The 13,259-nt window shown below is 63.9% G+C and carries 9 protein-coding genes; 6 read left to right on the forward strand and 3 right to left on the reverse strand.

Annotation, left to right across the window (positions count from 1 at the left end):
- The first annotated feature begins 9 nt into the window (after positions 1-9).
- The 4 genes from PO883_RS06055 to PO883_RS06070 all read left to right on the forward strand — a co-directional run bounded on the left by PO883_RS06055 (position 10) and on the right by PO883_RS06070 (position 8,779).
- On the forward strand, positions 10-942 hold the full coding sequence (locus PO883_RS06055) for a phosphatidate cytidylyltransferase (RefSeq protein WP_289308935.1): 933 nt from the start codon (positions 10-12) through the stop codon (positions 940-942).
- Positions 943-1,174: 232 nt separating this feature from the next.
- Positions 1,175-4,321: an alpha-1,6-glucosidase domain-containing protein gene (locus PO883_RS06060; RefSeq protein ID WP_289308936.1), complete on the forward strand. Its 3,147-nt coding sequence runs from the start codon at positions 1,175-1,177 to the stop codon at positions 4,319-4,321.
- A 179-nt stretch (positions 4,322-4,500) separates the two neighbouring features.
- Positions 4,501-7,140 carry a TonB-dependent receptor gene (locus tag PO883_RS06065; protein WP_289308937.1) on the forward strand — a complete coding sequence of 880 codons (2,640 nt, stop codon included), beginning with the start codon at positions 4,501-4,503 and terminating at the stop codon, positions 7,138-7,140.
- Positions 7,141-7,348: 208 nt separating this feature from the next.
- A complete protein-coding gene (locus tag PO883_RS06070) occupies positions 7,349-8,779 on the forward strand; it encodes an aldehyde dehydrogenase family protein (protein WP_167089889.1) in 1,431 nt (476 codons plus the stop codon).
- A 25-nt stretch (positions 8,780-8,804) separates the two neighbouring features.
- Here the strand turns inward: PO883_RS06070 and PO883_RS06075 are convergent, their stop codons facing one another.
- The 3 genes from PO883_RS06075 to ahpC all read right to left on the reverse strand — a co-directional run bounded on the left by PO883_RS06075 (position 8,805) and on the right by ahpC (position 12,566).
- Positions 8,805-9,995, reverse strand: coding sequence for a DUF3466 family protein (locus tag PO883_RS06075; RefSeq protein ID WP_289308938.1), 1,191 nt, complete (start codon positions 9,993-9,995; stop codon positions 8,805-8,807).
- 297 nt (positions 9,996-10,292) lie between these two features.
- Positions 10,293-11,894, reverse strand: coding sequence for an alkyl hydroperoxide reductase subunit F (gene ahpF / locus PO883_RS06080; protein WP_289308939.1), 1,602 nt, complete (start codon positions 11,892-11,894; stop codon positions 10,293-10,295).
- Between the two features lie 108 nt (positions 11,895-12,002).
- A complete protein-coding gene (ahpC, locus tag PO883_RS06085; protein ID WP_054264024.1) occupies positions 12,003-12,566 on the reverse strand; it encodes an alkyl hydroperoxide reductase subunit C in 564 nt (187 codons plus the stop codon).
- A gap of 288 nt (positions 12,567-12,854) precedes the next feature.
- Between ahpC and PO883_RS06090 the strand changes: the two genes are divergently transcribed.
- Together PO883_RS06090 and PO883_RS06095 are read left to right on the forward strand one after the other, a co-directional pair.
- A complete protein-coding gene (locus PO883_RS06090) occupies positions 12,855-13,073 on the forward strand; it encodes a hypothetical protein (protein ID WP_289308940.1) in 219 nt (72 codons plus the stop codon).
- The gene (locus PO883_RS06095; RefSeq protein ID WP_289308941.1) at positions 13,073-13,225 is read left to right on the forward strand and encodes a hypothetical protein; all 153 of its coding nucleotides are present in this window, start codon (positions 13,073-13,075) and stop codon (positions 13,223-13,225) included. The genes PO883_RS06090 and PO883_RS06095 overlap by 1 nt, the downstream gene beginning before the upstream one ends.
- The last annotated feature ends 34 nt before the right edge of the window (positions 13,226-13,259 follow it).

The raw sequence follows: 13,259 nt of genomic DNA on the forward strand, positions 1-13,259 counted from the left end.
ACGCCCCCGATGACTCCCCAATTCATACTGACCGGCCAGATCCTGCTGGCGATCCTGGTGGTCGCCTCCAGCATCGGCTTCGTGCTGCGGCTCAGGAATCCCGGCAGCGCCACCATCGTCAACCTGAACGCCCGCATCAACGCCTGGTGGATCATGGCCGGCGTGCTGTTTTCGGCGCTGGTCCTGGGCCGCAATGTGACGATCGTGGTGTTCGGCTTCGCCTCGCTGATGGCGCTGCGCGAATTCCTCACCCTCACGCCGACCCGCAAGAGCGATTACTGGCCGCTGTTCATCGCCTTTTTCATCGCGCTACCCGCCCAGTACTGGCTGCTGTGGACCCAGTGGTACGGCTTGTTCGCGATCATGATCCCGGTGTATATCTTCTTCCTGATCTCGGCCGCCAGCGCGATCAGCCAGGATACCGAGGACTTCCTGTCGCGTAATGCGCGCATCGTGTTCGCGGTGATGATCTGCGTGTACGGCGTCAGCCACGCGCCAGCGCTGCTGATGCTCGACATCCCGAGCTTCAAAGGCCACAACGCCCAGTTGCTGTTCTTCTTCGTCTTCATCGTGCAGATCAGCGATGTGCTGCAGTACGTCTTCGGCAAGCTGTTCGGCAAGCACAAGCTGGTGCCCAAGCTAAGCCCGAACAAGACCTGGGAAGGCTTGATCGGCGGCGGCCTGGCGACGATGGGGATCGGCGCGCTGCTGGCCTTCGTCACGCCGTTCACGCCCCTGCAGGCGGCCGGCATGGCCGCGCTGATCGTCATCGGCGGCGTCATGGGCGGCCTGGTCATGTCGGGCGTGAAGCGCTCGCTCGGGGCCAAGGACTGGGGCACGGGCATCGCCGGCCACGGCGGCTACATGGACCGCCTCGACTCGCTCGGTTTCGCCGCCCCGGTCTTCTTCCACATCGTGCGCTGGATCTGGGCCCTGCCCTGAGCTGTTCGTAGCACAATTACCTCCCGCCCCGCCCTTCCATCCTTACAAAACAGCCATCCCGTCCCGCCCTCACCAGCGGCGGCGGCCGGCGTTCGCCTTGATTTTCTTATAACTCCTGAAAAGATATGTAGTAATATTACACAGGCTTTCAGCCTATCGCCAGCGGCATCACAAAAACGACGTATCAAGGACAAGGGCGCCGCTGCACATCCCCCCTCTTCAGGAGTTGCACATGCATTCTCTAGGTAGTATTACTTCACGCCTCACATCGCCATATCAGCGCCTGCTCAGCGCGAGCTTGTGCGCCAGCCTGCTGGCCGCCTGCGGCGGTTCCGATTCCACCAGCGCCCCCGAAACCCCGACAATGATGTCGGAGTCGGTCCAGCGCGCATCGGTCGCGGTGGCTACCGTGGCACCCGGCACCCTCCGCATGCACTACCGGCGCGCCCAGCGCGACGAAGCCCAGTGGGGCGTGTATTCCTGGTCCGGCCCGGCCAAGCCCAGCGTGGAATGGATCAAGGACCGCTTCATGCTGGCCGCCAGCGACAGCTACGGCGGCTATGTCGACATTCCGGTCGACGCCACCAAGACCAAAATCGACTTCCTGCTCACTGACGGCAGCGGCAACAAGAACTGCGCCAGCGACCAGGCCGGCGATTTTGCGGCGGACATCGCCACCCGCGGCCAGGAAGTCTGGCTGCTCGAAGGCGACTGCAAGGTCTACGCCAGCGCCCCGGCAATCAGCTTCGGCAACCTGGCCAACGCCGCCGCGCACTGGCTCTCGCCCGATACCGTGGTGTGGCCGGGCACGCCGGCCGGTGGCAGCTACAAGCTGTTTTACGCGGCCAACGGCGGCTTGGGTTCCGCACCGGGCGGCGTTACCGGCGCCGATGGCAGCATCGCGCTGCGCGTGGCCGGTGCCCTGACGCCGGCGCTGCAAACGAAGTATCCGCACCTGGCCGGGTCCACCGCGTTGACGCTATCCGCCGCCGACGTGGCCGGCCTGGCCGCCAAAGTCAGCGGCCAGTTCGCCATCGCCCAGTTCGACGCGGCGGGCAAGCTGGTACAGCTCACGTCCCTGCAAACGAGCGGCCTGCTGGACGCCCTGTTCGCCCCGGCCGCCGCCAACAGCGCGCTCGGCGCCACCTTCAACCGCGCCGGCGTGCCGACCTTCCGCGTGTGGGCGCCGACCGCCAAGTCGGTCGCGCTCAATGTGTACGCGAACGCCGGCACGGCCAGCGCCAGCAGCGTGCCGATGACGCGCGACGCCGCCAGCGGCGTGTGGCACTACACGGCCCCCAACGCCGCCTGGACCAACCGCGCCTACTACACCTACACGGTCAATGTGCTGTCGCGCTGGGCCAATAACACGGTGGTGAGCAACGTGGTCACCGATCCCTACTCATTGAGCCTGAACGCCAACGGCCAGCGCAGCTTCGTCGCGAACCTCGACAGCGCCACGCTCAAGCCAGCCGGCTGGGATTATCATCCGATTCCACGCCTGGAGCATCCGACCGATATCTCCCTGTACGAACTGCAGGTGCGCGATTTCAGCGCCGGCGACATGACGGTGCCGGCCAGCCATCGCGGCAAATTCCTCGCCTTCACCGACGTGCACTCGAACGGCATGCGCCACCTGCGCGCATTGCAGCGCGCCGGCATGAGCCACATCCACCTGCTGCCAAGTTTCGACATCGCCAGCGTCAATGAAACCGGCTGCGCCACGCCCGTCATTCCGGCCGCGGCGTCCAATTCGGAGGCGCAGCAAGCCGCCGTGGCGGCCGCCGGCGACAGCGACTGCTTCAACTGGGGCTACGATCCGGTCCATTACAGCGCGCCCGATGGCAGCTTCGCGACCGATGCCAATGACGGCGCGGTGCGCGTGCGCGAGTTCCGCGCGATGGTCAAGTCGCTGCACGAACAAGGCTTGCGCGTGACGATGGACGTGGTCTACAACCACACCAGCGGCTCGCAGCAAGGCCCGCTGTCGGTGCTCGACAAGATCGTGCCGGCCTATTACTATCGCCTCAACCCGAGCGGCGCCATCATCAACGACAGCTGCTGCGCCGACACCGCCGCCGAAAACGCGATGATGGCCAAGCTGATGACCGACTCCGTCGTCACCTGGGCCACCGACTACAAGGTCGACAGCTTCCGCTTCGACATCATGGGCATGGCGCCGCTGTCGGTCCTCACAAAACTGAAAGCGACAGTCGAGCGCGCCGCCCAGCGCGATATCTACCTGTATGGCGAAGCCTGGAACTTCGGCGTGGTCGGCAACGACGCCCGCTTCGTGCAGGCGCGCCAGGCCAATATGTTCGGCAGCGGTATCGGCTCGTTCAACGACCGCCTGCGCGATGCCGTGCGGGGCGGCGGCTGCTGCGACGGCGGGGCGGACCTGATCAGCCAGCAGGGCTTCATCAATGGCGCTTTTTATGACCCGAATGCGGCCAGCACCCAAACCAAGGACGACCTGCTGCGCCTGGGCGACTTGATCAAGGTGGGCTTGTCGGGCACCCTGCGCGACTACAGCTTCACCGACCGCACGGGCGTCGTGCGCAAGAATGCGGAGATCGATTATTTCGGGCAGAAGGCCGGGTTTGCGGCCAGTCCGGCCGAGACCATCAACTACGTCGAAGCGCATGACAACCAGACCCTGTTCGACCTGAACGCCTTCAAGCTGCCGCAGGCGACCAGCCTGGCCGAGCGCGTGCGCGTGCAGAACCTGGGCGCGGCGATCAACATGCTGTCGCAGGGCGTGCCGTTCTTCCACGCGGGGCAGGAGATCCTGCGTTCGAAGTCGCTCGACCGCGACAGCTACAACGCGGGCGACTGGTTCAACCGTCTCGACTTTTCATACCAGTCGAATAACTTCGGCGTCGGTTTGCCGATGGCCGGCGTGAACAAGGCCAACTGGGAATTCATGTCGCCGATCCTGGCCAATGCGCTGATCAAGCCCGATACGGCGGCAATTGTATCGGCGCGCGATTACTTCCTCGACCTGCTGGAAATACGCAAGGACAGCACCCTGTTCCGCCTGCGCAGCGCCAGGGATGTGAGCGAGCGGCTCAGGTTCCATAACGTGGGGCCGCAGCAGATCGCCGGCTTGATCGCGATGAGCATCGACGGGCGGCGCTATCCGGGCGCGAAATACGGCAGCGTGGCGAGCTTCTTCAACGTCGACAAGGTCGCCAAGACCATCACGATCGCTGAACTCAAGGGCCGCAGGCTAGCCGTGCACAAGGTGCAGCGCAAGTCGGACAATGACCGTCTCGCCCGGACGGCGACGTACGAGCGCGCCAGCGGCACCTTCACCATCCCGCCACGCACGACGGTGGTGTTCGTGGAGAATGGCCCGTTCTGGCAAAACGACGACTAGCCGGCTGGCGCTGCTGCTTGACCGGGGTCTGACCCCGGTAAAGCAGCACATGAAATCCGTGCCGCCGATACCAGGATCGGTATCGGCAGCGGCAAAAACATGATTGGAGCAATTTCTGCGTGTCCCCTATGATTCGGGCAAATAAGAGCATTTAGCTCAATAACAATCATCGGAGACCCATGAATCATCCCGCCCCCGCCTGCGGCCGCGCCCGCACGGCCCGTCCCATCGTCCTCAAATCCCTGGTCGCGTCCCTGCTCGGCGCCGGCATGCTCAGTCACGTCTCGGTCGCCGCCCAGGAAGCCCTTCCCATTCCGGCCGATACGGCCATCGTTACCGTCAGCGGCGTGCGCAAGGCGGCGCAAAGCGCGCAGACGATCAAGAAGAACGCCGACCAGGTGGTCGATTCCATCGTCGCCGACGATATCGGCAAGTTCCCCGACAAGAACGTGGCCGAAATCCTGCAGCGCGTCCCTGGCGTGCAAGTCACGCGCGGCGGCGGCGAAGCCGGCACCGTGATCATTCGCGGCCTGGGCGGCGTGGTCGCCCTCCTCAATGGCCGCGAATTTTTTTCCGACACCGGCCGCAGCCTGTACCTGTCGGATGTGCCGGCCTCCATGCTGCAACGCATCGACGTCTACAAGACCCAGGGCGGCGACCTGCCCGAAGGCGGCACCGCCGGCGTGATCGACGTGCGCACCAACCGCCCGTTCGACTTCAAGGGCAAGCAGGTCAAGCTGAATGCGCGCGTGGAGAACCGCGACAAGGCCAAGACCAACAACCCCGACCTGAGCGCGATGGTCAGTGACCGCTGGAAGACCGGTATCGGCGAGATTGGCGCGCTGGTCGGCCTGTCGTACCAGCGCGGGCGCTACCACGATGAAGTGGCGTTCGCCGGCTTTCCGATCCCGATCGACAATGGCGTGACCGGCGCCGAGAACTTCGGCCGCTTCATGGGGAACGGCGACCGCAAGCGCGAAGCGGGTAATTTTGCGCTGCAATGGCGTCCGAGTCCGGCCGTGGAAGTGTTCGCGGAAGGCTTCCGCACGAATATCGATCACCGCTTCCAGAACAATTTCATGCTCGGTTTCCCGCCGCACTTCGCCGGCGCGACCATCACGACCAAGCCGGGCACGAACAATCTCGACGCCATCACGCGCCTGAACCAGGACGCGCCAGGCTTCTCGTCGACCCAGGCCTACCAGCACGATGTGAGCAACGGACAGGTGGCCGTGGGCGCGCGCTGGGACGCCACGCCGACCCTGCGCTTGACCACCGAAGTGGCGCGCACCGCCAGCTACTTCAAGGAGCGGCGCGTGATTTTCGACTTCGATTACACGGCGCGCGGCTTCGTGGGCGCGGTGCGCTCGGGCGGCGGCTACCTGGACTTCCCGGGCACGAACATGGAAGACCCGGACGACGCCAATTTTCGTGTTCGCGGCGGCACCGACATCGCCAACGCGCGCCAGGGCACCTCGAACGACTGGCGCGGCGATGTGGTCTACGACGCCAGCGAGAACGGCGTGCTCGGTTTTGTGAAGGAACTGGCCGGCGGCGTGCGCCTGGCCGAGCGCAAGGCGTCCTCGCGCGGCATCCGCGACATGTGGTACGCGAATAGTCCGCAACATGGCGTGGCGGCGAGCAGCTTTCCTGGCTTGTGGACGCGGTCGGCACCGACCGGCGGCAATTATGGCGTGAACCGCTACGTGGTGGCCGACCATAACTACATCCTCGACCATACCGACGTCGTGCGCACCATCCTGACCGGTTCGCCCGCGCAACTGGAAGACAATCCGCTGTCGTACTACAGCGACGTGGAGCGCACCTCGGCCTTGTACGCGAAAGCCAGGTTCGGCTTCCACATGGGCGTGCCGATCAGCGGCGTGGTGGGCGCGCGCGTGGTGCGCACCGAGCAGACGCTCAAGGGCAATTCGTCGATCGCCGGCGTGATCGCGCCGGTGTCGGCCGATACCAGCCGCACCGATGTGCTGCCGAGCCTGGCGCTGCGCGCGGACCTGGCGCCGACCCTGGTGGCGCGCCTGATCAGTGGCCGCGCGGTCGAGCGGCCGGCGTTTGCCGACTACAATCCTGCGCTGCGGCTGACCGAAGGGGTGGCGGCGACGCCGACCTCGTCGGGCATCGTCGGCACCGGCGCGGCCGGCAATCCGAATCTGCGGCCGACCAGGTCGGACAATATCGACGTGGCGCTGGAGTGGTATTTTGCGCCGACGGGTTCCCTGACCGGGACCATTTTCCAGCACAAGTTCACCGACCGCTCGGTGGAAAAGGCGGCGCGCGAAATCATCAACGGCCGCGAGTACGATGTGACGCGCCGCTACAACCTGAGCAAGGCCAATCTGGAAGGCGTCGAGTTGAGCTACCGGCAGTTCTACGACTTCCTGCCGGGGATGCTGAGCGGGCTGGGGCTGGAGGCGAACTTCACCTACATCACCGGCAAGCAGACCAATCCGGACGGACGCGAGTCGACCTTCCTGGGGATGTCGAAGACCTCGTATAACCTGGTGGGGCTGTACGAGAAGGAGGCGTGGTCGGCGCGTTTGGCCTACAACTGGCGCTCGAAGTTCATGGTGGAGGAACGCTATCGGGGCAATGACAAGCTGGACTTGTATGTGGCACCGCTGCGCTCGCTCGACGGGTCGCTGTCGTACCGGATCAACAAGCAGCTGACCGTGACCCTGGATGGGAACAATCTGCTGGACCAGCCGTACCACGATTATTTCAACAAGGACCCGGGGCTGGTGCGCGACACGCGCCGTTACGACCGGGCTGTGGGCCTGGCGCTGCATTACAAGTATTAAGCCCCCAGTCGGCCCTGCCATTGGCAGGACCGACGGAGCAGGCGTGCACGGCGGATTTCGGTTGCAAGTCTCCACCAACCACGCCGCAATCGGCACAATTGCCCATCATCGAGCGCCTCCCTCCGGCAGCATTCCCCCCGCAATGGTAAGCTCTTGTTTTTTGACAAACACGCATCGCGATCCCCTGCGAACCACGTAGAAAGCTTCCATGAAACAGAACTATATCAACGGCGCCTGGGTCGACGGCGCTTCGTCGTCCGCCAACATCAATCCCTCGAACACGACCGACATCATCGGCCACTACGCCCAGGCCGACGCCCAGCAAGCCGAGCTGGCGATCGCCGCCGCCGCTGCCGCAGCACCGGGCTGGGCCTTGTCCAACATCCAGATGCGCGCCGATGCGCTCGACAAGATCGGCAGCGAAATCCTGGCCCGTAAAGAAGAGCTCGGCACCCTGCTCTCGCGCGAAGAAGGCAAGACCCGTCCGGAAGGCATCGGCGAAGTCGCCCGCGCCGGCGCCATCTTCAAATTCTTCGCCCAGGAATGCCTGCGCCTGCGCGGCGACAAGCTGCCGTCCGTGCGTCCCAACCTTGACGTGGAAGTCACGCGCGAGCCGGTCGGCGTGGTCGGCATCATCGCGCCGTGGAACTTTCCGATTGCCATCCCATCCTGGAAAATCGCACCGGCGCTGGCCTACGGCAACTGCGTGCTGATCAAGCCGGCCGAACTGGTACCCGCCAGCGTCTGGGCCCTGACCGACATCATCAGCCGCGCCGGCCTGCCGCCGGGCGTGTTCAACCTGGTGATGGGCCGCGGCAGCGTGGTCGGCCAGGCATTCCTGAATGACCGCAGGGTCAACGCGATCAGCTTCACCGGTTCGGCCGCGACCGGCGCCAAGGTGGCGTCCGCCGCCATCGGCCGCATGGCCAAGGTGCAGATCGAAATGGGCGGCAAGAATCCGCTGATCGTCCTGAATGACGCCGACCTCGCCACCGCCGTCAACTGCGCGGTGCAGGGTTCGTTCTTCTCGACCGGCCAGCGCTGCACGGCGTCGAGCCGCCTGATCGTCGAAAAAGGCATCTACCCGGCATTCGTGGCCGCCATGCGCGACAAGCTGGCCACATTGAAAGTCGGCGACGCGCTCGGCGACGGCATCGACATCGGCCCGGTGGTCGACCAGAGCCAGCTCGACCAGGACATGGAATACATCGGCATTGGCCGCGAAGAAGGCGCCACCCTGGCTTTCGGCGGCGAGCGCGTGGAATGCGCAACGCCGGGCTTCTTCCTGCGCCCGACGCTGTTTACCGACTGCAGCAACGACATGCGCATCAGCCGCGAGGAAATCTTTGGCCCGGTCGGCATGGTGATTCCGGCCGACAGCTACGAGCATGCGCTGGCCATGGCCAACGATACCGAGTTCGGCCTGGCCAGCGGCATCGTCACCACCTCGCTCAAGTACGCCACCCACTTCAAGCGCCACGCCGAAGCGGGCATGGTGATGGTCAATGTGCCGACCGCGGGTGTCGATTACCACGTGCCGTTCGGCGGACGCAAAGGGTCGAGCTACGGTTCGCGCGAACAGGGCACGTACGCGGCCGAGTTCTTCACCACCGTCAAGACCGCCTACTGCGGCGTGTAAAAACCTGCTGCGCTGCCCTCGCCGCTCACCGGGCGAATGGCAGCGCGGCAGCACCGTACCGCTCGCTGCTCGACACCGTGCGGTTGGCGCCCACGCCAGCGGCGCGGCGGGCGGCAAAGCCGACCATGCACAGGCCAATAAGCAGCACCGCATAGGTGTCAGGCTCGGGCACGGCACTGGTCGGATCGAGCCGCAAGGCGTAGCACTGGCCATCCTTGCAGCCGGTGGCGGCGATCTGCTGCCAGTCGTTGATGGCGCGTGCCTCCTGCAACAGCCAGCCGGAGGCGGGATCGATCAGCGTATTGAGGTCGCGCAGGACGCCGTTTTCATACAGGAAAGCGCGCTGCACGCTCTCGCTGTTGCCTTCGCCAACGATCTGGCCCAGGTTATTGATGTCGAAGGCCGTGCTGCCGGCTTCCTTGCCGCCCAGGGTGCCGAGGTCGCTCATCACCCCGTTGACATACAGGAAGGCGTGCGGAATCGCATGGCCGGCCGGATACGCCTCCATGCTGCCGGCATCGCCGACGACCGCGCCGCGGTCGTTGATCGCGTAACCCGTGCTGTACAGCCCACCCAGGGTGCCCAGGTCGGTCATCACCCCGCCGCTGTACAGGAAGGCGTGGTAGGGATGCTCGGGACCGCCGTCGCTGCTGACCGAGGATAGCCCGGTGACCTGGCCGGCATGGTTGATGTCCAGCGCGCGGCTCATGTCGCCGTTGGGCAAGGTGCCGATGTTGCGCATCACGCCGCCGGAATAGATGAATGCCCGCTCCAGGTCCGATTCGGCCGGATCGCCGGTGCTGGAGCTGCCAACGATATCGCCCTGATTATTCACGCCGTAGCCGCCGCTGTAGGTGCCGCCCAGGGTGCCGAGATCGCGCGTGGCGCCGTTGGCATAGCTGAACGCGCGCTCCCGGCCGGCGCGGTTGCTCGAGGAGCCCACCACCATGCCGCCGTCGTTGAGGGCGCTGGCGACCGTGTCGCCGCCGAAGTAGCCCACGTCGAGCGGCATGCCACCGGTGTTGAGGAAGCCGCGCATGGTGCCGCTGCCGTCGGTATAGGCGCCGAGCACGTGACCGCTCAGGTTGATATCGCGCGCGCTGCTGCCGGCGACGCCAACCGTGTGGACGGTGTAGCGCGTCGCCGCCGGGGCTGCCAGCGGCAACGCGAGGGCGGCAATCAGGACCAGTCCGAAGCAATGCCTGGGGATGAACATGGAGGACTCCTTGACGGAAATCGGATGGGTTCGATGAGCGCGAACCCGGCCCGGGCGTTGCGGCGTGCCGCGCGCATGGCCCGCTTCAAGAATAGGCCGGTGCGTGCGAGCGCGTCTGCGCCATATCACGCTGCGGCGGCACGCAGGCGCAGTCCCGTTTGCGGAAAAAGCGGTGCGGCGGACAGTCGCATTTCCTGGGCAAAAGTTCATTGGCGCCGGGGAGCCCAGTTCGCAGGCGCAAAAAAACCGCCCGGTTTCAAGCCGGGCGGTTTTTTGTGAAGCGAAGCACTGCTGCGATCAGGCTGCCAGCGCGACTTCCTCTTCATTGGCAACATTGCTCACCACCGGTTGACGAATCAGGTAGTCGAACGCGCTGAGTGCGGCTTTCGATCCTTCGCCCGCAGCAACGACGATCTGCTTGTACGGCACCGTGGTCACGTCGCCGGCGGCAAACACGCCCGGCAGACTGGTGTGGCATTTGGCATCGACAACGATCTCGCCATACTTGCTCAGTTCCAAAGTCCCTTTCAGGAATTCGGTATTCGGCACCAGGCCGATTTGCACGAACACGCCTTCCAGCGCCACGTGGTGCTCCGCACCGGTGCTACGGTCCTTGTAACCGAGGCCATTGACTTTTTGGCCGTCACCGGTGATCTCGGTGGTTTGGGCGTTCACGTGGATGGTGACGTTGGACAGGCTCTTGAGCTTGTTGACCAGTACCGCATCGGCTTTCAGCGCATCGGCAAACTCGACCAGGGTCACGTGCTGGACGATACCGGCCAGGTCGATCGCCGCTTCCACGCCGGAGTTGCCGCCGCCAATCACGGCCACGCGCTTGCCTTTGAACAAGGGGCCGTCGCAATGCGGGCAGTAGGCCACGCCCTTGTTCTTGTACTCGGCTTCGCCGGGCACGTTGACGTTGCGCCAGCGCGCGCCGGTCGAGACGATCACGCTGCGGGCCTTGAGCACGCCGCCGTTTTGCATGTGCACCTCGACCAGGCCGCCCGGCGTGGCGGCGGGAACGATGCGTTCGGCGCGCTGCAGGTTCATGATGTCGACTTCGTAGTGCCGTACCTGCGCTTCGAGGGCGGCGGCGAAGGTGGGGCCGTCCGTTTCCAGCACCGAGATATAGTTCTCGATGGCCATGGTGTCGTTGACCTGGCCACCGAAGCGTTCGGCCGCCACGCCGACACGGATGCCTTTGCGTGCCGCATACACCGCTGCCGCCGCGCCGGCCGGGCCGCCGCCGACGATCAGCATGTCGAAGGCGGACTTTTGATTGAGTTTCTTCGCTTCGCGTTCAGCCGAATTCACGTCGAGCTTGGCGACAAGTTCTTCCACGGTCATATGACCGGACGTAAACATGCTGTCATTCTTGAAGACCATCGGGACCGCCATCACCTGGCGCGTCTCGACTTCCGACGGGAACAAGCCGCCATCGATGATCACGGTGCGGATCTTCGGATTGAAGACCGCCATCAAGGTCGCTGCCTGCACCACGTCGGGGCAATTGTGGCAGGACAGGGACATGTAGACGTCGAAATCGATTGCTTCGTCGAGTGCCTTGATGGCCTCGATCACTTCGGGTTCCACTTTCGGCGGATGGCCGCCGGTCCACAGCAGGGCCAGCACCAGCGAGGTGAATTCATGCCCAAGGGGAATGGCGGCGAAGCGCACGCCGTGGGTTTCGCCTTCGCGGGCGATCACGAACGAAGGCTTGCGGCTATCGGTGCCCGACTCGTCAACACTGACTTTATCGGACAGGCTGCTGATCTCGGCCAGCAGTTCCCGCAGTTCGGCACTTTTTTCGCTGTGATCGAGCGTTGCGATGAGACGAATCGGCGCGCGCAGGTTCTGCAAATAGCCTTGCAACTGGGTTTTGAGGGTGGCGTCAAGCATGTTCATATCCGTAAGAAAGTGCCTTGAATGAAATCCGGGAACCGTCGGGCTGGTTCCCGGTGCAGGAAAGGCAGCGCAAGGCGCCGCGCCCTCCCTGTTTGCTGCTATTTAGATCTTGCCGACCAGGTCCAGCGATGGGGTCAGGGTCTTCGCGCCTTCATTCCACTTGGCCGGGCACACCTGGCCTGGGTTGGCGGCAACGAACTGGGCAGCCTTGAGCTTGCGCAGGGTTTCCTTGACATCGCGGGCGATGGCGTTGTCATGGATTTCCAGGGTCTTGATGACGCCTTCCGGATTGATGATGAAGGTGCCGCGCAGCGCCAGGCCTTCTTCTTCGATGTGGACGCCGAACGCGCGGGTCAGCGTGTGGGTTGGATCGCCCACCAGCGGGAACTTGGCCTGGCCGACGGCCGGCGAGGTTTCGTGCCAGACTTTGTGCGAGAAGTGGGTGTCGGTGGTGACGATGTAGACTTCCGCGTTGGCTTTCTGGAATTCGGCGTAGTTCTGGGCCGCATCTTCGACTTCGGTCGGGCAGTTGAAGGTGAACGCGGCAGGCATGAAGATCACGACCGACCACTTGCCCTTCATCGACTCGTTCGAGACTTCAACAAATTTGCCGTTGTGGAAAGCTTGGGTTTTGAAAACCGGAATTTGCGTATTGATCAGCGACATGGGTATCCTCGTGCGTGAATTTTGTGGGTTAAGAAAAACTATCGAATGAGAAGCTCTCATTGGTTATTATGATACGACAAGATGAGGCGAGCACCTCATTGTTTGTATTAATGAGGGTCATTGGGAATTTTGTGAGGCGGCCGGGAACGGCACAGGTGAAATTGGCGTTTTCCCCGCCGTTGAGGGCGCGCTTGCTCGCGTGCGCGCGCATGGCCGTGATAGTGTTGGTCCATGGCGCCGCTGTTTGGCAGCGGCGTTGGGAAGACGACATGACACAGGGAGGCTACCATGGCCCGACAACCTCGCAAACACATCAATTTAGTCACGCGACGCGATAAAACGGTGCTCGACTACGCCGCGCCTGCACCGCTGGCGTCCGCCGGGTTCAGTGAACTGACCCTGATTGCGCTTGCTGAGAATGCGCTGCGGGCAAGTACCACGCCCCCTCGCCCGATGTCGAAAGAAGACTTCGCGTCCCTCCTGGACGAAGCGCAAGATGCCGCTTGATGTCTTATCCAAGTATTGCTCAGTTTGACCTCTCTGGTCCGATTTTTTCGCGCCAGCTCAACGGGCTTGCTGGCAACTTCCGAGCAGAAGAACAATCCAAGGCGCTGATCAGATTGCTCGACACCGGGTGGCATGCAGGCATCGGTACCTGATAAAAAAGCCGCCTGGTATGACCCAGGCGGCTTT

The organism is Massilia sp. DJPM01 (genome assembly GCF_030348125.1).
Taxonomy (GTDB): Bacteria; Pseudomonadota; Gammaproteobacteria; order Burkholderiales; family Burkholderiaceae_D; genus Telluria_A; species Telluria_A frigida.